Here is an 18,971-nt window from a genome sequence, read left to right as displayed (position 1 = left end):
GGGCCCCTCAGCTCAGCAGCGTCCGGGTGGCTTCGGCCTGGGGGTCGCCGAGTTCCTCGAAGATCGCCAGCGCGTCGCGCCAGTGGGTCGCGGCGGCATCGGGCCTGCCTGCCTCGGTGAGCACGTGCCCGAGGCTGACCAGGGTCCGGCCGATCATGCGCTGGTCGCCGAGGGCGCGGGCGGTGGCGAGGGCCTCCGAGTACCGCTGGATCGCCAGGTCGTGCGCGCCGGTGTCCCGGTGGATGTCACCGAGGCTGGTCAGGGTGAAGCGCAGGCCCGCCTGGTCGCCGGTGCGGTGCTGGCTGCTCAGCGCGCGTTCGAGGTAGTCGATCGCCCGAGTCGGCTGTCCTAGGCGGCGGTAGGTATCTCCGAGGTTGTTGAGGCAGATGCCCTCGCCGTGCCGGTCGCCGATCTCCTGGAACAGGGGCAGGGCCTCGGTGAGGCAGCGGGCGGCGTCGGCGAGCCGGTCGAGGTCGACGTGGACCACGCCCAAGTTGTTCAGGTTCCACGCCTGGCCGTGCCGGTCGCCGACCTGGCGGAAGATCGCCTGCGCCGCGTGGTGGCAGGCGATGGCCTCGTCGAATCGGTGCAGGTCGCTGTAGGCGACGCTGAGGCCGCGCAGGATGATGGCCTCGCCGTGCCGCTCGCCGGTGCCGCGGGCGGCGGCGAGCGCGACGTCGTGGGTGGCCAGCCAGGACGTCCAGTGGCTGCGCAGGTAGTAGAAGGTGACCAGCACCGAGGGAAGCCGCCAGGCGACGTCCGCGCGCAGGTCCGCCGCGGCGCGCACCACCGCCTCCAGGTTGGCGCATTCGGCTTCGCACCAGTCCAGCGCCCGCTGGTAGCCGGGGAACTCGGGCACCGGGCAGCGCGCGCGGAACCGGCCGATCTCGAACGACCGGCGGTGGTGCGGCGCGAGCGTCCGCCGGGCCGAGTCGGCCGCGTGCAGGTACCAGGTGAGCAGCCGGGACACCGCGTCCCGGCGCTGCTCGCCGCTTTCGTCGGCGTGCGCCCGGTAGCGGGCGTACGGGCGCACGAGGTCGTGGAAGTGGTAGCGGCCGATGGTCGCCTGTTGCAGCAGGTGCGCGTCCACCAGGGATTCGAGCAGCACGTCGACCCGGTCCAGGGGGAGGTCCGCCAGGGCGGCGGCGGAGTCAGCGGCGAAGTCGTCGCCCGGGTGCAGGCCGACCAGCCGGAACACCCGCCGCTGCTCCGGCGACAGCGCCCGGTAGGACAGGTCGAACACGCTGTGCAGGTCGCGGCTGCCGCTGGACAGCCGGGCCAGCCGCTGGTCCGCGCTCTCCAGCCGGTCGGCCAGGTTCCGCGCCGTCCACATCGGACGGACCTGCAACCGCCGCGCGGCCAGGGTGACCGCGATCGGCAGGTGCCCGCACAGCTCGGCGATCCTGGCTGCCGCGGCCGGGTCGTCCGCGACCCGCCGCGCGCCCGCCACCCGCCCGATGAGACCCACCGCCTCGTCCGGCGCGAGGACGTCCAGCAGCACGGTGTCGGCGCCGTCGAGGTCGGTGAGGCCGCGCCTGCTGGTGATCAGCACGAGGCTGCCCGGAGTGCCCGGCAGCAGCGGCCGCACCTGGTCCGCGCTCGCGGCGTTGTCGAGCAGCACCAGCGCGCGCCTGCCCGCGAGCCGGTGCCGGTAGAGCGCGGCGCGGTCCTGCGGCTCGGCCGGAATCCGGTGGCCGGGGACGCCGAGCGCGCGGAGGAACCCCTCCAGCGCGACGGCCGGGTCCACCGGCTCCTGGTCGTGGTCGAAACCGCGAAGGTCGACCCAGAGCTGGACGTCGTCGTAGACGTCCGCGAGGCGGTGGGCGGCGTGCACCGCGAGCCGGGTCTTGCCGACCCCCGCCATTCCCTCGATCGAGTAGACGGCTGTCGTGTCGGGCGCGGGCGCGCGCAGCAGCCGCAGCTCGGCGGCCCGCCCGGTGAACTCGGCCACGTCCATCGGCAGCTGGCGGTGGGCGCTGAACTCGTCGGGCTCGGCGTCGGCAGCCGCCGTCCCGGCCAGGACACGCTGGTGCAGCCGCCGCAGCCGGGGGCCGGGCTCCACGCCGAGTTCGTCGACCAGCCGCCGTCGCGCGGTGGCGAACGCGTCCAGCGCCTCGGCCTGGCGGCCGCACTGGTGCAGCGCCAGGATCGCCTGCGCCCACAGCTCTTCCCGGAACGGGTGCTCGGCGAGCAGCGACCGCAGCGGGCCGACCACCAGGTCCGCCCTGCCCAAACCGATGGCGGCCCGCGCGTGGTGCTCGGCGACGGCCAGCCGCAGGTCGCTCAGCCGGGACGTCTCGGCCGCCAGCGGCGCCCCCCGGTAGCCGAGCCCGTCCAGCGGCTCGCCGCGCCAGAGGTCCAGCGCGCGGCCAAGCTCGGCCATCGCCGAGGCGAAGTCGCCCTCCCGCAGCGCCCGCTCGCCCTCTGCGGCCAGGTCCCGGAACTCCACGACGTCCAATTCCCCGGGCTCGACGGTCAGCAGATAACCGCCGGGCCTGGTGGCCAACCGGGTCTCGTCGGCCCCGACCGCGCGGAACCTGCGCCGCAGTCCGGCCACGTACGTGCGGATGTTGGACTCCGGGGCGGCGGGCGGCGTCTCCCACACCGACTCGGCGAGATAGCCGACGCCCGCGAACGAATTGGCCCGCAGCAGCAGGGCCGCCAGCAGCGCGCGCTGGCGTCGCCCGCCCAGGTCCACGGCCGCGCCCGCGTGCCGGGCCTCGACCGCGCCCAAAAGCGAGAACTCCACTTTACGTCCCCCTGACGAAGAAGATCTCCACCTGTGTCCCCCGGGAGTCCCCTTGGCCTTATTCCGGACCGGTTGAGCGCACCGGCCCGGAATAGGGCAATCGTGGCGCACGGCGGAGCAGGCGGCATACCCCCGGACGGGTCACCTCGTGCGCCTTCTGTGCGTGATCTGTGCGGAAACCACGCGCGGCCGCTGGGATCGTTTGGGCACGGACAGCCATTACTTTGGGGAGGAACCATGAGGAAAGCCACAGCGCTGGTGATGGGAACGGTCGCGGCGGGCACGCTCGCGATGGGCGCGTTGGCGCCCGCGACCGCGACGGCCACCGAATCGACGGGCCAGACCGCCCAGGCCTGCCGGGTCGTCGCGAAGCAGGCGGTGATCATCCGCGCGTCGGCGAGCACGGGCAGCACCGCCAAGGGACAGCTCAACGCCGGGGCAAGCTCGTCCGCGTCGTGCACGGCCACCGACGGCGGGAAGTACACCGCGTGCGGCGGGTCCAGCGAGTGGTGGGTCCGCGTCACGGCCAGTGGTGGCGGTTACGTGGCCCTGCGGTGCGTCAACTGGTTCACGTCCTGACCGAAACCACGACAGCGGGACTCGGCGCGCACAGCCAGTCTGGTGTGCCATGGGGGGCCGAGTGGCGGCGCCGGACGCGTCCGGCGCCGCCGCTTTCCCGTCGGCTCAGGGCACGGTCGGCCTGCTGCTCCAGCCGGTGTTGGCGGTGCAGTTCGCGGGCGGCGTGCCGTAGGCGTACTCCAGGAAGTCTCTGAAGTCGTTGCGGAAGAAGTCCCAGGTGTGGGTGCCGGGACCGGTGCAATAACGGTGGGTCACGCCGTGAGCGTTCAGGGTGGCGTGAAATGTGTTGTTCGACGTGCCCATGTCGAGTTCGCCGGACGGGGCGCCGCCGGGGGTCGCGGCGTTTCCGCCGGAATAGAGGGCGAATTTGCCGTCGTAAGGGTCGAACAGCTCGGTCGCGGCGAGATCAAGCGGGTTGAACAAGGGCCAGTCGGTGGTCGGGCCGAGGATTGCGCGCAGGCGATAGGCCCGCTGGAGGTCTTGGTCGGGCTCGATGACACCGCTCGGCCGGTACAGGTTGACCCGCGTGGTCCCGTCGAGGAGGTTGACACCGCGGATGGCGGCGCCGGTCTGCCAGCCGGAGTTGGCGATGATGTCCTGCGCCCAGCCGTCGTTGATGTTGGTGCCGCCGGAGAAGCTGCCGACGACGGAGAACAGGTCGCTGTGCCTGCCCGCGTATTTGAGGGCGCCGAAACCACCCATCGAGACCCCGGCGATGCCCCGCCCGGCGCGACTGGCGTCGGTGGTGAAATTGGCGTCCACCCAGGGGATCAACTGCTCGATGTGGAAGGTCTCCCAGTCCGGCCGGAACCGGCCGTCGGTGAACCCGTGCCAGTCGCTGTACCAACCGGTGTAGCCGCCCTCGGGCATGACGACGATGCCGTCGAACGACGAGGCGCGCACGATGTCCATGGCGTCGCCGCCGGTCTGCTTGGCCCAGTCGTCGGTTCCCCCGCCGCCGCCGTGGAGCAGGTACAGCACGTCGTGGCGGCGGGCGGGATCGAGCCCGTAGTTCGCCGGTAACAGGATTCGGGTCCGGATCGGCACCACGCCCTGCGCGGGATTCACGCCGGGTCGGTAGATCGCCTCGGTCGTGAGGGCGACCTCGTAGAGCCGCACGTCGGTGGCGGGCTCAGCACCCACCTGCCGCCACCCGGTCACGGTGATCCCGAATCCGCTGTTCGGCGCGTCCACCGGCGGGGCGGCTCCCGCCGGGGTCGCGGCCGCCGCCGCGAGCGCCACGGCCGCGAGCCCAGCGGCCGCCACGGCGCGCACCCTGCTTCTGGCGATAAAACCCCCATCGCGCAACAAACTCATGTCTCCCCCAAATCTCGTTCCGATCGCGTGCGACTGGAACGTAGTGGCGAACCACACCGGGTTCATCCACCTGGGGATAGAGATTCACGTCTAACCACAGGGGTAGTGCGGGTGCGCAACCACTCCCCCGCCTGCCTTACAGCAGATCGCCGCCGGGCCGGTGCTCGACGCCGCACCGGCCCGGCGGCGAACCACAGGGCGCGAACTACAGGGTGCGCTCCAGCCGGTCGGTGACCTGGCGGATGAACCGGGTCGGGTCGGGCAGCTCGCCGCCCTCGGCGAGCAGGGCGATGCCGTAGATCAGCTCGGCCGCGCTCGCCAGGTCCTGCTTGTCCTCCCCCTTGGCGTGCGCGGCGCGCAGCGCGGTGACCAGCGGGTGGGTCGGGTTGAGTTCGAGGACCCGCTTGATCCGGGGAATCTCCTGGCCCATCGCCCGGTACATCTTCTCCAGGTTGGGGGTCAGGTCGTAGGTGTCGCCGACGACGCACGCCGGGGAGGTGGTCAGCCGGGCGGAAAGACGGACGTCCTTCACCGTCTCGGCGAGCTCGGTGCGCAGCCAGGCCAGCAGGTCGGCGAACTCGTCCTCCCGCTGCTTGGCGGCCTCCTTCTCCTCCTCGGTGTCGAGGTCGACCTCGCCCTTGGCGATGGAGCGCAACTGCTTGCCGTCGAACTCGGGGACCGCGCCGACCCACATCTCATCGATCGGGTCGGTGAGCAGCAGAACCTCGTAGCCCTTGCTCTGGAACGCCTCCAGGTGCGGCGAGTTCTCCAGCGCCACCCGCGAGTCGCCGGTCATGTAGTAGATGTGCTCCTGGCCCTCCTTCATCCGCTCCATGTACTGGGCCAGCGTCGTCTGGCGCTCGGCGTCGTGGGTGGACGGGAAGGAGCAGATTTCCAGGATGGCGTCGCGGTTCTCGAAGTCGTCGAGCAGGCCTTCCTTCACCGCGCGCCCGAACTCGCGCCAGAAGGTCTCGTAGGCCTCGGCCTTGTCGGCCATCATCGACTTGACCGTGGAGAGCACCTTCTTGACCAGGCGCCTGCGCATGAGCTGAATCTGCCGGTCGCGCTGCAGGATCTCGCGGGAGACGTTGAGCGAGAGGTCCTGCGCGTCGACAACGCCCTTGACGAAGCGCAGGTACTCGGGCATCAGCTCTTCGCAGTCGTCCATGATGAAGACGCGCTTGACGTAGAGCTGCACGCCGCGCTTGCGCTCGCGCATGAACAGGTCCAGCGGCGCCCGCTCCGGGATGAACAGCAGCGCCTGGTACTCGAAGGTGCCCTCGGCCGCGATCCGGATCGTCTCCAGCGGGGCGGTCCAGTCGTGGCTGACGTGCTTGTAGAACTCGGTGTACTCCTCCTCGGTCACCTCGCTCTGCGACCGCGCCCACAGGGCTTTGCGGGAGTTGACCGTCTCCGGCTCGCCGCCGTCCGCGGCGGGGACCCGGATCGGCCAGGTGATGAAGTCCGAATACCGGCGGACGATTTCCACGATTTTCGCCCGGGAAGCGTAGTCGTGCAGCTGCTCCTCGGCGTTCTCCGGCTTGAGGTGCAGCGTGACCGAGGTGCCCTGGGGGGCGTCCGGGGCTGGCTCGATCGTGTAGGTGCCCGCGCCCTCGGACTCCCAGCGCACGCCTTCGTCCGCGCCCGCGCGGCGGGTCACCAGGGTCACCCGGTCGGCGACCATGAAGCTGGCGTAGAAGCCGACGCCGAACTGGCCGATCAGGTCCTGCGAGCCCGCGGCGTCCTGCGACTCCTTGAGTTTGCGCAGGAACTCGGCGGTGCCGGACTTGGCGATCGTGCCGATCAGCGCGACCACCTCGTCCCGGGTCATTCCGATGCCGTTGTCCCGCACGGTGAGCGTGCGGTTCTCCGGGTCCGACTCGATCGCGATGTGCAGGTCGTCGGTGTCGACCCGCAACTCCTTGTCCCGGAACGCCTCCAACCGCAACTTGTCCAACGCGTCGGAGGCGTTGGACACCAGCTCGCGCAGGAACGTGTCCTTGTTCGAGTAGATCGAGTGGATCATCAGCTGCAGCAGCTGCCGCGCTTCGGACTGGAACTCGAGCGTTTCGACTCTCGCGGTCACGTGCACCCTTTCATCAAGCCTTCCGACAGCCTTCGCATCTTAACGAACCTCCCTGGTCGGGATAGGTCCGCCTCGCCCTGGCTGTCGGAAGCGCTCGTGTCCGGTGCTTATTTGCCCTTCTTGGGCTTGGGCTGGTGCGCCTGCTCGAATGCCTCGATGACCGAGGACGGGATGCGGCCGCGGCCGGAGATGTCGTAGTCGTTCTGCCGCGCCCAGTCCCGAATGGCCTTGGTCTGTTCCTTGTTGCGGGCGTCCGAAGTGCCCGCGGACTTCACCGACGCGCGTTTCGCCCGACCGCCGATACGCCGCGCGGCCGAGGCGAACTCGTCCAGGATCTCGCGCAGCCGTTCGGCGTTCGCCTCGGTGAGGTCGATCTCATACTGCGCGCCGTCGAGGCCGAAGCTGATCGTGCTGATGTCGTCGCCGATAGTGCCGTCCAGGTCGTCGACAAGTTCGACGATGGTTCGCTGCGCCATGTTCCCTCACTGCCTCGAGTGGTGTCGCCGACGATTCCGCTACTCGGCGATAGCGCGGACATTACCCGATAGTCCTTATAGGAACAACCGGTCTTCGCGCTGAAGGATATTCGGGTCGTTAACGCCGACGGTCGGTACAGCGCACGGCACACGTGCCCGATCTCACCGGTTCTCCGATCCGGGTCCCACCGGTCGGGTGAACTAGCCTAGGCGACTGGCGTCGGCTATTACCTCCTCGACGAACTCACCGGTCAGGCGAAGTCGGCTGACCGGGTCCGATAGCGCCTGCCCGGGGCTCGTGGGAGCGGGCTCACCGCGCCGATAGGCGAGGGCCGCGCGGATCAGCGGCCGCCAGCGAGAGGCGAAGACGTCAAGAGCGTATTCGCCCGCGTCCTCTTTCGAGACTATCTCACCGGTGGCAATAGTGCGGTGCAGCCGGGACGAGCCGAGAACGCCCCAGGACACGGCGTCGTCAACCGACCGGCGGCGCGCGATCGGCTGGCGCTTCCTGGCCCGCGCCCGGCCCGCCCAGGAGCGCCAGTATCCGTTGAGATTGTCCATGTTCCATCTGGACAGCACCGCGGGCTCCGGGTCCAGTCCGAGTTCACCTGGGACACGGCCGCGCACGGTGATCCCGCGGTCCAGAAGTATCCGCCAGACGACCGGGTTCACATCGAAGGCCCGACCGAGGTGAAATCTCCTACCGGTGTGCGCGGCCACCGGCCGAATCCTGGTCACCGGCGTGGCGAGATCCCCCGCCGCCACGAAAACACCGTTCACCGTGCCCGGAATGGCGGGTGTGCGACGCGCCACAGCGCGGCTGACCGCGGTCCAGTTCCCGATCGGGTGCAGCAGGCGCAGGCGGCGCGATTCGCCGGTACCGAGGGCGTCTCGGGTCACCGCGACGAAATCGATGTCGCTGCTGGCGGGCCGCCACGCGCCGAGCGCGACCGAGCCGACCAGGTGGAAGCCGGTAATCCGTCCCGGGAGCAGTCGGTCCGCCACGGCCAGGTAGCGGTCGACGGCCTGGGCGACGGCGGCGGGAACCATTCGCCCATTCTGCCAGGGCCGCGGGTCAGGACGTCGGTGACGGCGGGTGGTGAATCGGCGGGTTTTTCTTCCCCGGCGGGAACCCGGTGAGGATGGCGATGGCGAAAAGGGCTACCGCGGCGCGGCCGACAGCCGTTAGGACGCCGCGGTCGCATTGCGCGAACTCGAACGCGACGGCCGGGTCTGGCGCACTGTCCACGCCGTGGCCCTGCCGCACACTGACTACGCCCTCACCCCGGTGGGCAAGAGCCTCAAGACCCTGGTCCAAGACCTGGACCGGTGGGGTCCTGGTCGGCGCCTCATGGGGCTGTCGGGCGCAGGGTGACGTACCGGTCGCTCCAGAGGCCGCGGATCTGGTCGAGTGCCGCGGACCCGGCGGCGATCCCGCACCGCCGCAGCGAGCGGACCCCGTCGGCCTGGCTCAGTGCCTGGTGCGTCGCCGCGTCGATGGCGCGCTGTCCCCCGTTGTGGTGGACGAAGGCGATGGCGTGGCTGGGACCCGTGTCGGGCTCCCACACCGTGCGCAGCCGGGCCGATGGGACGAGGGCGGGCGCGAGGTCGCACAGGTCGTCGTCGGTCCAGTCGAGTTTGGACACGACGAGGTCGCCGACGACGAGGTGGTCCAGTCCAGTGGTCAGGTAGCACTGCACCGCGTCCTCGACCGAGTCGACAATGGGCTCGGCGTGGTTGTTGAACGAGGTGTTGAGCAGGACCGGCACCCCGGTGCGCCGCTCGAACTCCTCCAGCAGCAGCCAGTACCGCTCGTTGACGCGGCGGTCGACGGCGTGCACCCGGGCGCTGCCGTCGACGTGGGTCACCGCGCCGAGCACGGCGCGCTTGTCCGGGCGCACGGGCACCGTGAAGACCATGAAGTCCGGCGTCGCGGCCCCGGCCGGGAACTCGAAGTAGTCCCGCAGGCTCTCCGCCTGCACCGACGGCGCGAACGGGCGGTAGCTCTCCCGCTGCTTGATCATCCGGTTCACCCGGTCCCGGTTGGCCGCGGGGCGGGGGTCGGCGAGGATGCTGCGGTTGCCCAGGGCGCGCGGGCCGAACTCCGAGCGGCCCTGCACCCAGCCGATGACCTTGCCCTCGGCCACCAGCGCCGCCGCGTCCCGCTCCACCTGGTCCGACCGGGTCACGGTGAGAAACCGCCGGTACCGGCCGAGCAGGTCGGCAAGCTCGTCGGCCCGCGGCAGGGGCGGCCCCCAGAACACCTGCCGGACCCGGGCGCGCGGAAAGGCGCCTGAAGTATCGGCGTGCACTTTCATGGCCGCGCCCAGCGCGGCGCCCGCGTCGTGCGCGGCCGGGTGCACGAAGACGTCGTCGAAGGCGCCGCTGCGCAGCAGCCTGCCGTTGAAGGTGCAGTTCTGCGCCACGCCGCCAGCCAGGGCCAGCCGCCGGTGGCCGGTGGCGCGCCGCCAGTGCCCGATGACGTGCCAGCCGATGGTCTCCACCGCCTCCTGGAGTCCCGCCGCGAAGTCCCGGTGGCGCTGGTCGAACGCCTCGCCCCTGCGGCGGGGCCGGAACCCGGCCGCGGCGAAGGCGGGCGCCACGGTGGCGTGGTCGAGGTGGAAGTCACCGTCGGCGCGCAGTTCGTAGAGCGAGCCGAACACCGGCCGGTAGGTCGACGGGTCGCCGTGCGGGGCCAGGCCCATGACCTTGTACTCGTCGCCGAGCCCGTAGCCGAGCAACCGGGTTCCGGCGAGGTACAACATGCCCAGCGAGCGGCTCACCTCGTGCTCGCTCAGCAGTTCCATGCCGCGGTCGTGCCCGTCGTAGACCGAGATCGCGTTGTCCTCGCCCGCCCCGTCCATGACCACCACGAGCGCGTCGTCGTAGCCCGACTGCGGAAAGGCGGAGTAGGCGTGCGCGGTGTGGTGCCCGACGAACTCGAACACCGAGTCGGGCAGGTCGAGGTCGAAGTGCTCGCGGACCCGGCTGGCGATCAGTTCGCGGCTCCACTTCAGGGGCAGCGCGGGATGGGTCGCGTAGTGCTCGAACAGCTCCCGGTCGGTGTACTCCTCCCCGAAGAAGAACGCGATCCGGTCGACGTCGGCCATCGTCGCGCCCGCGGTGTCCAGGCACGCCCGCATCGCCTCCCCGGCGAACGCGGTGGTGTGCTTGACCCGGTTCAGCCGCTCCTGCTCGATCCCGGCGGCCACCGCGCCGTCGCGGAGCAGCACCGCCGCGGCGTCGTGGAAGTGCAACTCCCACCGCTGCGCCATGAAATCGGCCGAGGCGGGCGACAGGCAGCAGTTGACTCCCAGCACCAGCATGTGCGGCCCGTCACCCTTGGCGGTCTCGGGCGGGGGCCGCGCAGTGGTAGGCGAACATCGGCGGAAACTCCGCCCACACCGTCGATCCGCGCCGCACCTGGCCGAACCGGCTGTTCAGCAGCCGCAGAAACCGGCGCGCGCCAGGGGAAGCGAGCCGGTGCCTGCACATCAGCGTGCTGAACCGGCCGTCCTCGGCCAGCGCCGCGGTGACCGCGTCCAGGATCTCCTCCTGCTGCCGGTCGGGCATCGTCGTCCACGGCAGCGCGCTGACCACCCGGTCCACCGCGCTGAGCCCGCGTTCGGCGAGCGCGGGCCCCAACCGCGCCGCCGACCCGCACACCACCTCCACCCGTCCCGCGTCGAACCGCCTGCGCAGCCGGGCGGCGAACACCGGGTTCACCTCCATGGCCAGCAACCGCCCGTCCGGGACCACCCGGCGCAGCAGCGCGTCGGTGATCGCCCCGGTTCCCGCCCCCAGCTCGACCACGGTGCGCGCCCCAGCCACATCGGCCTCGTCGAGCAGCGACCGGACAGACCAGGGGGAACTGGGCACGAGCGCGCCCGTGCGCCGCGGATTGCGAAGGAACTCAAGGAGAAACACCACGCCGTGCCCCTTCAGGTCGCAGGCTGATTCCCCGCGACGCTACCGGAGGCGACCCGGTGCGGGTATCCGCCTTTGGGGGCGTGCCAATGGTTTCCGGTGGTGACGGTCGGCGAACCGTTCTACGCCAAACGAATTCGGGCGCTACGGTCAGTCGGACGCGAACCGGGCGAGAATGTCGCCGGGTGGGCAGGCGCTGCCGAAGTGCTCACCGGTTGCGGTGCTGGCGCCCGCGGCGCGCCACCAGGCGGCTTCGGTGTCGGTGGCGACGCCGTCCACGATGACGGTCGCGCCCGCGCCGAGGACGATGGGCAGCAGGGCGCCGACCACCGCCCCGCCGGTGGTCGCCTGGCGGCGCACGACTCGGCTGGCCACCCGGACGCAGCAGACCGGGAGGTCTTCGACGGCGGCCATGGCGTCGGGGCCGAAGTCGAAGTCGTCCAAGGCGGTGCCGATGCCCATGTCGTGCAGCACCGTGAGGTTCTCGGCCGCTTCGGGGACCGCGAGCGCGCGGACGGGGACACCCAGCACCACCTGGTTCGGCAGCAGGCCCGTGTCGCCCAGGACACGGACGACCCGGGAGACCAGGTCCGCGTCCGCCGCCTGGTAGGCGGTGATGCCCACGGCCAGCGGGACGTCGAACCCGCGCTGGCGCCACCACTGGACCTGGCCGCCCGCCACCCGCAGCAGCCACTCGCCCAGCGGCAGCGTCAGGCCGGTGCGCTCGGCGAGGTCGAGGCAGGCGTCGTGCGGCACCGGGTCCGCGTCCGGGCGGTCCCACCGCAACAGCGCTTCCACCCCCGCGACGGTTCCGTCGGCCAGGTGGACCACCGGGCGGTAGCGCACGCTGATCTCGCCCTGCTCGAACGCCCCGGGCATACCGACGGCGAGCGCGGCGGCGCGCCGGTCCCGCGCGTCCTGGTCGGGGTGGAACAGCTCCCACTGGCCGCGACGCCCATTCTTGGCCCTGCGCAGCGCCGCGTCCGCCGCGCGCAGCAACTCCGCCGGGTCGAGATCGCCCGATGGCCGGTGCACCACGCCGACGCTGGCCACCGCGCTCAGGCCGACACCGTCCACATAGAACGGTCCGGCGAGCTCGCGGTTGATCGCGGCGACGATGGTCTCCACGGCCGGGGTGGTGGCCGAGTTCTCCAGCACGACGCCGAACTCGTCGCCGTCGAAGCGGGCGACCATGGCCGTCTCGTCGGCCAGCACGGCCCGCAACTGCTGTGCCACATGGACCAGCAGCCGTTCGCCCGCGCGCCTGCCGAGGCTGTGGCACACCAGGCCGAACGCGTCGATGTCCAACTGGAACAGGGTGATGCCGTAGGCCGGGTCGACGCGGCGCAGCACGCTTTCCAGGTGGGTGCCGAAGAACTGGCGGTTCGGCAGGCCGGTCAGCACGTCGTGCAGCGCCTGCCGCCGCAACTCGCCTTGCAGCAGCATCAGCTCTGTGCCGTCCTCGACCACCGCGACGAGGTGACTGGGCCGGTTGTCGGCGCCGGGCAGCACCGACGCGGTCAGCGAGATCCGGGCGACCTCGCCGTCCTTGCGCAGCAGGCTCTGCGACTGCCTGATCCGGTCGCGCTTCCCGTCCAGCAGGGCCAGCACGCCTTCCCGCAGCGACGCCGCGGAATCCGGGTGCACCAGGTCGTACAGCGAGGTCCCGGTCAGCTCGGCGGGCGAGTAGTCCAGGATCTCGCCGATCGCGGCGTTGGCCTGGATCAGCCGCCCGTCCAAGCCGACGATCATGATGCCGTTCGCGGAGAGCGTCGAGACCTCCGCGAAGCGCGCCTCGCTCTCCTTGAGGTGCCACTTGGCGTCCCGGACCGCTTTGAGCAACGTGAGGTGCATGTGCTCCTGCTGCGCCAGCAGCGCGCGCCGGTCGGCGGCCAGGTAGCCGGTCGTCAGCGCGCCCATCCCGACCAGGACGCGGGCGGCGAACCGCTCGACGGGCTGGAACTCCGGCAGCGCGAGCAGTCCCTTGCCCAGGACCTCGGTCGTGCAGCGCAGGCCCGCCTCGCCGAGGTATCCCAGCGCGGCCAGCCGTTCGCCCACCTCTTCCGCGGCGCGGGTCGGCGGCTCGGCGAGCAGCGCGGCGCACAGGGCGTCCAGCAGGCCGCGCAACTCCTGGCCGAGGTCGTGGGAGGTCAGCGGGAGGACGACGACTCCGCTGAGCAGATAGGCCCACTTCCGGGCGAGCGCCGCCCGCGCCCGGTCCGGGTCCGGCCGCTCGGGTGTCCCGTCGGGCTCTCTGTTGGTCAGTTCCGGCATGTCCGGCATGTCTATGCGCTGGGCTTCCGCCCGACCCCCGCGTACACCAGCATGTTCATGCCGGGCTCGCCTGCGATGTCCCCCGGTCCCCTCGGCCGCCACTCGCCGCAGCCGACCAGGCCGGGCTCGACCAGTTCCAGGCCCGCGAACAGCGCGGTCACCTGGGCGTGGGTGCGCAGGGTCACCTGGTCGGGGCTGTTGCTCCGCTTGATCACGTCGGTCGCCTCGGACAGCTTCTCGCCCTGGTGGTCGCCGCTGACATGGGTGATCGCCAGGTGGCTGCCCGGGGCGAGCGCGGCGCAGTACCGCGCCATCAGGCCGACCGGGTCGGACTCGTCGGGCACCCAGTGCAGCATCAGCAGCATCAGCAGGCCGACCGGCTGGTCGAGGTCGATGAGCCCGCGCACCTCCGGGCTGGACAGGATTCCCTCGGGGTCGCGCATGTCGGCGTGCAGGACGGCGGCGCGGTCGTTGCCCGCCAGGATGAGTTCGCTGTGCGCGACGGCCACCGGGTCGCGGTCGACGTAGACGACCCGGCACTCGGGGTCCCGCGCCTGGGCGACCTCGTGCACGTTGGCGACGGTCGGGATGCCCGACCCGATGTCGAGGAACTGGCGAATCCCCTGGTCCGCCATGAACCGCACCACTCGCCCGAGGAAGGCCCGGTTGACCCTGGCCGCGTTGCGCAGGCCGGGCATCGCGCGCTCGATCCGCTCGCCGACCTCGCGGTCGACGGCGAAGTTGTGCGCGCCGCCGAGCATGAAGTCGTAGGTGCGCGCCATGCTCGGCACGGAGACATCGACGTCCAGCGGGACCCACTCCCGTTGCGCCATGGCGAACCCCTCTCGCGTCTCGGACAAATGAGCTTAGCGACCGGGCAATCCTCACACTCACAGCGCACCACAGTGATGATCTTCTACCCGTTTGGGCGCTATTGAGTTCACTCGATCGGTCCCTACTCTGGCCTTTCTGCCCGCTATCGTCGCGAGGAGTAACGATGCCCGTTCCGATGGCGCCCGGCCGGTGGCCCCTGCTCGGCCACACTCCGGCCATGCTGCGCAGGCGGTTCGGCTTCACCGCGGGCCTGCGCGAGCACGGCGAGGTCGTCACCGTCTACCTCGGGCCGATGCGCACGTACTTCGTGACCAGCCCGCGGCTCACGCACCGCGTCCTGGCCACCGACGGGGCCAGCTTCGACAAGGGCGCCATGTTCGACAAGTTCCGCCCCTACGTGGGAAACGGGCTGGTGCTGTCCAACGGCGAGTTCCACCGGCGGCAGCGCAGGCTGATCCAGCCCGCGTTCCACCGCGACCGCATCGCCCGCTACGCCGAGACGATGGTCCGGGCCGCGACCGACCTCACCGAATCGTGGCGGCCGGGGCAGGAACGCGCGATCGACGAGGACATGCAGGGCCTCGCGGTCACCATCGTCGGCGAGGCGCTGTTCTCCACCGAGATGGGCAAACGCGCGATCGACGAGGCCCGACGGTCCATCTTCGTGGTGATCAAGCAGGGGATGATCCGCGCGCTCTCGCCCGGTTTCGTGGAGAGGCTGCCCATTCCCGGCAACCGGGAGTTCGACGCGGCCATCGAGCGGATGCGCCGGATCGTGCTCGAAGTCATCGCGAGTTGGCGGGCCGACGGCGCCGACCACGGCGACCTGCTCTCGATGCTGCTGCTGGCGCGCGACGCCGAGACCGGCGCGGGCATGACCGACCAGCAGACCTACGACGAAGTGCTCACCCTGCTCACCGCCGGGATCGAGACCACCGCGCTCGCGCTCGCCTGGGCGTTCCACGAGATCGCCCGCCACCCCGAGGTGGAGCGGCGGCTGCACGCCGAGGTGGACGAGGTGCTGGCCGGGCGCCCGGTCACCTTCGCGGACGTGCGGAAACTGGTTTACACCACGCAGGTCGTGAACGAAGTCCTGCGGATGTACCCGATCTGGATCCTGATGCGCCGGGCCAACACCGAGGTCGACCTCGACGGCGTGCGCCTGCGCCCGGGCGACGAGGTGATCGTCAGCCCGCACGCCCTGCACCACGACCCGGCCTCCTACCCGGACCCACACCGGTTCGCCCCGGACCGCTGGTCCCCGGAGCGGGCCAAGGACCTGCCCCGTGGCGCGTTCGTGCCGTTCGGCGCCGGGACCCGCCAGTGCATGGGAAACGTCTTCGCCCAAACCGAAATCGTCATCACCCTGGCCACCGTCGCGGCCCGGTGGCGACTGGTGCCGGTGGCCGGGAAACCGGTAAGCGTAAAGTTCACCTCTGCCGCCTACCCCAGCCGCCTGCCGATGACGGTGGTCCCCCGGGTTCCCTCTTTCTAGTCGGAGGTTCGCTTTCCGTGCGCTGGTCCCGATCCCGCAAGCTGTCCGCAGCCGCGCTGCTGGTCGCCACCGCCGTGCTGCTGCCCGCGCAAAGCCCGGCCGGGGCGGCCCAGGTCGCCTGCTCGGAACTACGGGTCCCGGTGTCGGTCGCGGGCACCGCGCAGACGATGGCGGGCACCCTGTGCGCGCCGGAGGGCGCGACCTCAGTCCAGGTCTTGGTGCCCGGCGGCACATACAACCGCTCATACTGGGACATCGCCTACACCCCGGGGATTCGCTCGTTCCGGCTGGCGATGAACAAAGCCGGGCACGCCACCTTCGCCGTAGACCGACTCGGCACCGGCGAAAGCTCGAAGCCCCCGAGCGCCCTGGTGACTTCCGTGGTCCAGGCGGAGGCGCTGCACCAGGTGGTCCAGACCCTGCGCCCCCGGTTCGACAAGGTGCTCATCGGCGGCCACTCCATCGGCGCGGCCATGGCGATGATCGAGGCAGGCCTGCACCGTGACGTGGACGGTGTGCTGGTCACCGGCATGACCCACCGGATGAACCTGGTGACCGTGGCGCCGGTCCTGGCGAACATGATCCCAGCCCCGCTAGATTCCCAGCTTGCGCGCCGTGGGCCGGATCTGGGCTACCTGACGACGAGCCCCGGCACCCGCGCCGCGGCGTTCCACGGCGCAGGCAAGCACGATCCCGCCGCCATCGCCGCCGATGAGTCCACAAAGGACGTTTTCGCCGCGACTGAGGCGTTGGACAACATCGCGCTGACCAACATCCTGATCCCGGCTTCACGGGGGATCGATGTGCCGGTCCTGCTGGCGCTCGGCGAAGGTGACACGCACTTCTGCGGGGCTCCCCTGGGCAGCGACTGCCGTTCCGCGGAGGCCCTGCGCGCGTCGGAGGCGCCTTACTTCTCAGGTTCGCCCCGGTTCGAGACTTTCATCCTGCCGGGGTACGGGCACTCGATGAACTACGCGCCCAACGCACCGGACTATCACCGTGTGGTCGCGCAGTGGGCCGGGAGTGTCGCTAGTTAGGTGGCGGGTGCCTGTTTGGGTGGTGGGTTGGGCGACCTGCCAGGCAGGCAGTACACCCGAGCATCTGCCAGGCCGAACCGAGGCTCGCCAAGTGCTCGATGGGCATCGAGCAAACCAACACAGCCACGCCCCACAGAAGCCCGCAAGAACCAGCCCCCACTCAGGGGATCGGAATCTCAAAGTGCACAGTCTGGAAGTGAGCAGGATCGCCATCACGACCGTCATGGACCTGCTTGGCCACCGACCGCCAAAACGACTCAGCCCCTTGCACCCGAGCGTCCGTATGCAAGTACAGCGCCTGATATCCAGGAGTTTGCGCAACGAACCGAACGGCCAACTCCACAAGCCCACGAGCAAGCCCGTTGCGACGGTGTGACGGGCGCACATACACCCGGAACAACTGGGCTGTGCTCTCATCCGGATACCGCTCAGCGAGCCACCGGGGATGCGGCGGACTCTTGGGACCCACCGCCCGCACCCCAGTAGTGGCCACGATCTCCCCGCCTGCCTCGGCGACGAACAGCGCGTGCCGCGCGGGCCGCAGATAGATTCCTTCGATGTCGATGACATCCTCATGCCACACGGGGTTGTAGCCGTAGCGTAGATCCCGGTACAGGGTGTCAAGGATGACGCTGCGAGCGCCCCCGGCATCCTCAGGCCGGGCGGCGCGCAGTTCGTAGCCGGTCATTGTCACTCCTCAATGGACAGTAGCAGTGGCTCGCCGAGCAATCGCCGGGTCGCCTCGTGGCGTGGGGCGCGCAGGATTTCGCCTGCCGTGCCCTGTTCCACGATCCGGCCCTCGTGGACGACGGCGACCCGGTCGGCGAGGCGGGTCACCACCGCGCGATCGTGGGTGATGACCACCAGGGTCAGGCCACGGTCGCGGCGCAGCGCGTCGAGGCGGTCGAGAATGCCCGTCCGGGTGAGGGCGTCTTGGCCGGAGGTGATCTCGTCGCAGATCAGGACGGCGGGTTCGGCGAGCAGGGCCCGCGCCAGTGCCGCCCGCTGCAGTTCGCCGCCGGAGAGTCCGACGGGTCTGCGGGCGGCCATCGCCTCGGTCAGCCCGACCTCGCGCAGCGTGGCCAGCGCCGCCGCCTGGGCGTCTGGTGTGGACAGTCCGCGCAGGCGGACCGCGGTGCGGCTCACCTGGTCCAGGACCGTGCGGTGGTGGTCGAAGGAGGCGCGGGCGTCCTGGAACACGTACTGCACCGCCGCCAACTGGGCGCGGGGGCGCTTGCGCAGCGTCCCGGCCAGCGGCGTGCCGTCCAGGAGGACTTCGCCCGCGCTGGGCGGGTGCAGCCCGGCCACGCAGCGGGCGAAGGTGGTCTTGCCGCTGCCGGAGCGCCCGACCAGGGCCAGGCACTCCCCCGCGCCGACCGCCACTTCCGCGTCGTGCAGGACGGTCGCGCGGCCGTGCCGGGCGGTCAGGCCCGTGGTGCGCAGGCGGTGCGCCCCCGCGGGCGCGTGGTCGCGTGGTTCGGGCGGCGTGGCGAGCAGGGCCCGGGTGTGCTCGTGCGCGGGATCGGTGAGCACCTTCGCGGCGGGCCCGGCCTCCACCACCTGGCCCGCGCGGAGCACGACCACCTGGTCGGCGAGCGCGCGCACCACGTCGAGGTCGTGGCTGAGCAGCACCACCGCGACGCCCTCGGCCACCACCGCGGCCAACTCCGCCACCACCTCGTCGCGGGTCACCGCGTCCTGGCCGGTGGTCGGCTCGTCGGCGACGATCAGCACCGGGTCGCCGACCAGCGCCTGGGCGAGCACGACGCGCTGCTGCTGCCCGCCGGAAAGCTGGTGCGGGTAGCGGCGCAGCAGGCTCTCGGGGAACCGGGCCCGCCGCGCGGCGTCCGCGACCAGGCTGTCCACTTCGGACTTCGCGCCGCCGGGCCGGTGGTGGGCCGCGATCTCCCGCAGCACCGCACCCACCCGGCGCACCGGGTTGAGCACCGACGACGGGTGTTGCGGCACGAACCCGGCCGCGGGCGGCCGGTCCGGCGACACGTCCTGCCCGGACACCCGCACCGTCCCGGACACGACCGCCCCGCGCGGGCGTTCGCCGAGCAGGGCGAGCCCGATCGTCGTCTTGCCGCTGCCGGACGCGCCGACGAGCGCGAGCACCTGTCCCCCGGCCAGGCTGAACGACACCCCGTCCACCAGCGGCCGGTCACCGTGGACGACCCGCAGGTCGGCCACCTCA

15 protein-coding genes are annotated in these 18,971 nt (G+C 71.1%); 4 read left to right on the top strand and 11 right to left on the bottom strand.

Going from position 1 to position 18,971, the window contains the following annotated elements; all coding sequences use genetic code 11:
* Window positions 1-7: 7 nt before the first annotated feature.
* A complete protein-coding gene (locus tag BLS56_RS16440) occupies window positions 8-2,749 on the bottom strand; it encodes an AfsR/SARP family transcriptional regulator (RefSeq protein ID WP_175482872.1) in 2,742 nt (913 codons plus the stop codon).
* Window positions 2,750-2,986: 237 nt separating this feature from the next.
* Between BLS56_RS16440 and BLS56_RS16435 the strand changes: the two genes are divergently transcribed.
* Window positions 2,987-3,328 (top strand): hypothetical protein, encoded by a 342-nt coding sequence (locus BLS56_RS16435; RefSeq protein WP_091451357.1) that lies wholly within the window; start codon window positions 2,987-2,989, stop codon window positions 3,326-3,328.
* A gap of 105 nt (window positions 3,329-3,433) precedes the next feature.
* On the opposite strand, the gene BLS56_RS16430 is transcribed toward BLS56_RS16435, so the two are convergent.
* The 4 genes from BLS56_RS16430 to BLS56_RS16415 all read right to left on the bottom strand — a co-directional run bounded on the left by BLS56_RS16430 (window position 3,434) and on the right by BLS56_RS16415 (window position 8,257).
* Window positions 3,434-4,645, bottom strand: a complete 1,212-nt coding sequence (locus tag BLS56_RS16430; RefSeq protein ID WP_228771686.1) for an alpha/beta hydrolase — start codon at window positions 4,643-4,645, stop codon at window positions 3,434-3,436.
* A gap of 205 nt (window positions 4,646-4,850) precedes the next feature.
* Window positions 4,851-6,731 (bottom strand): molecular chaperone HtpG, encoded by a 1,881-nt coding sequence (gene htpG / locus BLS56_RS16425; RefSeq protein ID WP_175482870.1) that lies wholly within the window; start codon window positions 6,729-6,731, stop codon window positions 4,851-4,853.
* A gap of 107 nt (window positions 6,732-6,838) precedes the next feature.
* Window positions 6,839-7,207: a histone-like nucleoid-structuring protein Lsr2 gene (locus BLS56_RS16420; protein WP_091451350.1), complete on the bottom strand. Its 369-nt coding sequence runs from the start codon at window positions 7,205-7,207 to the stop codon at window positions 6,839-6,841.
* A gap of 201 nt (window positions 7,208-7,408) precedes the next feature.
* Window positions 7,409-8,257: an aminoglycoside adenylyltransferase domain-containing protein gene (locus BLS56_RS16415; protein ID WP_091451347.1), complete on the bottom strand. Its 849-nt coding sequence runs from the start codon at window positions 8,255-8,257 to the stop codon at window positions 7,409-7,411.
* A gap of 154 nt (window positions 8,258-8,411) precedes the next feature.
* Here BLS56_RS16415 and BLS56_RS16410 point away from each other — a divergent pair, with 154 nt between their 5' ends.
* Window positions 8,412-8,582 (top strand): winged helix-turn-helix transcriptional regulator, encoded by a 171-nt coding sequence (locus tag BLS56_RS16410; protein ID WP_091451345.1) that lies wholly within the window; start codon window positions 8,412-8,414, stop codon window positions 8,580-8,582.
* On the opposite strand, the gene BLS56_RS16405 is transcribed toward BLS56_RS16410, so the two are convergent.
* From BLS56_RS16405 to BLS56_RS16390, 4 genes are all read right to left on the bottom strand, one after another.
* Complete coding sequence (locus tag BLS56_RS16405; protein WP_091451342.1) at window positions 8,557-10,533, bottom strand: carbamoyltransferase family protein; 1,977 nt, start codon at window positions 10,531-10,533, stop codon at window positions 8,557-8,559. The genes BLS56_RS16410 and BLS56_RS16405 overlap by 26 nt on opposite strands.
* Window positions 10,534-10,543: 10 nt before the next feature.
* A complete protein-coding gene (locus tag BLS56_RS16400) occupies window positions 10,544-11,137 on the bottom strand; it encodes a class I SAM-dependent methyltransferase (protein ID WP_175482869.1) in 594 nt (197 codons plus the stop codon).
* Window positions 11,138-11,284: 147 nt separating this feature from the next.
* Complete coding sequence (locus tag BLS56_RS16395) at window positions 11,285-13,417, bottom strand: EAL domain-containing protein (RefSeq protein WP_228771685.1); 2,133 nt, start codon at window positions 13,415-13,417, stop codon at window positions 11,285-11,287.
* 2 nt (window positions 13,418-13,419) lie between these two features.
* A complete protein-coding gene (locus tag BLS56_RS16390) occupies window positions 13,420-14,241 on the bottom strand; it encodes an SAM-dependent methyltransferase (protein ID WP_091451337.1) in 822 nt (273 codons plus the stop codon).
* Window positions 14,242-14,405: 164 nt separating this feature from the next.
* Here BLS56_RS16390 and BLS56_RS16385 point away from each other — a divergent pair, with 164 nt between their 5' ends.
* Both BLS56_RS16385 and BLS56_RS16380 read left to right on the top strand, forming a co-directional pair.
* Window positions 14,406-15,737, top strand: coding sequence for a cytochrome P450 (locus BLS56_RS16385; RefSeq protein WP_091451334.1), 1,332 nt, complete (start codon window positions 14,406-14,408; stop codon window positions 15,735-15,737).
* A 17-nt stretch (window positions 15,738-15,754) separates the two neighbouring features.
* Window positions 15,755-16,774: an alpha/beta hydrolase gene (locus BLS56_RS16380; RefSeq protein WP_228771684.1), complete on the top strand. Its 1,020-nt coding sequence runs from the start codon at window positions 15,755-15,757 to the stop codon at window positions 16,772-16,774.
* Window positions 16,775-16,934: 160 nt separating this feature from the next.
* Here BLS56_RS16380 and BLS56_RS16375 read toward each other — a convergent pair whose 3' ends face one another.
* The gene (locus BLS56_RS16375) at window positions 16,935-17,462 is read right to left on the bottom strand and encodes a GNAT family N-acetyltransferase (protein WP_091451332.1); all 528 of its coding nucleotides are present in this window, start codon (window positions 17,460-17,462) and stop codon (window positions 16,935-16,937) included.
* Between the two features lie 2 nt (window positions 17,463-17,464).
* The gene (locus BLS56_RS16370; protein ID WP_228771683.1) at window positions 17,465-18,967 is read right to left on the bottom strand and encodes an ABC transporter ATP-binding protein; all 1,503 of its coding nucleotides are present in this window, start codon (window positions 18,965-18,967) and stop codon (window positions 17,465-17,467) included.
* Window positions 18,968-18,971: the final 4 nt, after the last annotated feature.

Origin of the sequence: Actinokineospora iranica (assembly GCF_900101685.1) — a bacterium.
In the GTDB taxonomy this organism is placed as follows: domain Bacteria; phylum Actinomycetota; class Actinomycetes; order Mycobacteriales; family Pseudonocardiaceae; genus Actinokineospora; species Actinokineospora iranica.
This window is presented reverse-complemented; position numbering and strand designations above follow the sequence as displayed.

Excerpts from the sequence above, each read along its gene's own strand:
- BLS56_RS16375 (WP_091451332.1), bottom strand. The coding sequence starts at position 17,462 with ATGACCGGCTACGAACTGCGCGCCGCCCGGCCTGAGGATGCCGGGGGC.
- BLS56_RS16405 (WP_091451342.1), bottom strand. The coding sequence starts at position 10,533 with ATGCTGGTGCTGGGAGTCAACTGCTGCCTGTCGCCCGCCTCGGCCGAT.
- BLS56_RS16395 (WP_228771685.1), bottom strand. The coding sequence starts at position 13,417 with ATGCCGGACATGCCGGAACTGACCAACAGAGAGCCCGACGGGACACCC.
- BLS56_RS16420 (WP_091451350.1), bottom strand. The coding sequence starts at position 7,207 with ATGGCGCAGCGAACCATCGTCGAACTTGTCGACGACCTGGACGGCACT.
- BLS56_RS16430 (WP_228771686.1), bottom strand. The coding sequence starts at position 4,645 with ATGAGTTTGTTGCGCGATGGGGGTTTTATCGCCAGAAGCAGGGTGCGC.
- BLS56_RS16435 (WP_091451357.1), top strand. The coding sequence starts at position 2,987 with ATGAGGAAAGCCACAGCGCTGGTGATGGGAACGGTCGCGGCGGGCACG.
- BLS56_RS16385 (WP_091451334.1), top strand. The coding sequence starts at position 14,406 with ATGCCCGTTCCGATGGCGCCCGGCCGGTGGCCCCTGCTCGGCCACACT.
- BLS56_RS16415 (WP_091451347.1), bottom strand. The coding sequence starts at position 8,257 with ATGGTTCCCGCCGCCGTCGCCCAGGCCGTCGACCGCTACCTGGCCGTG.
- BLS56_RS16390 (WP_091451337.1), bottom strand. The coding sequence starts at position 14,241 with ATGGCGCAACGGGAGTGGGTCCCGCTGGACGTCGATGTCTCCGTGCCG.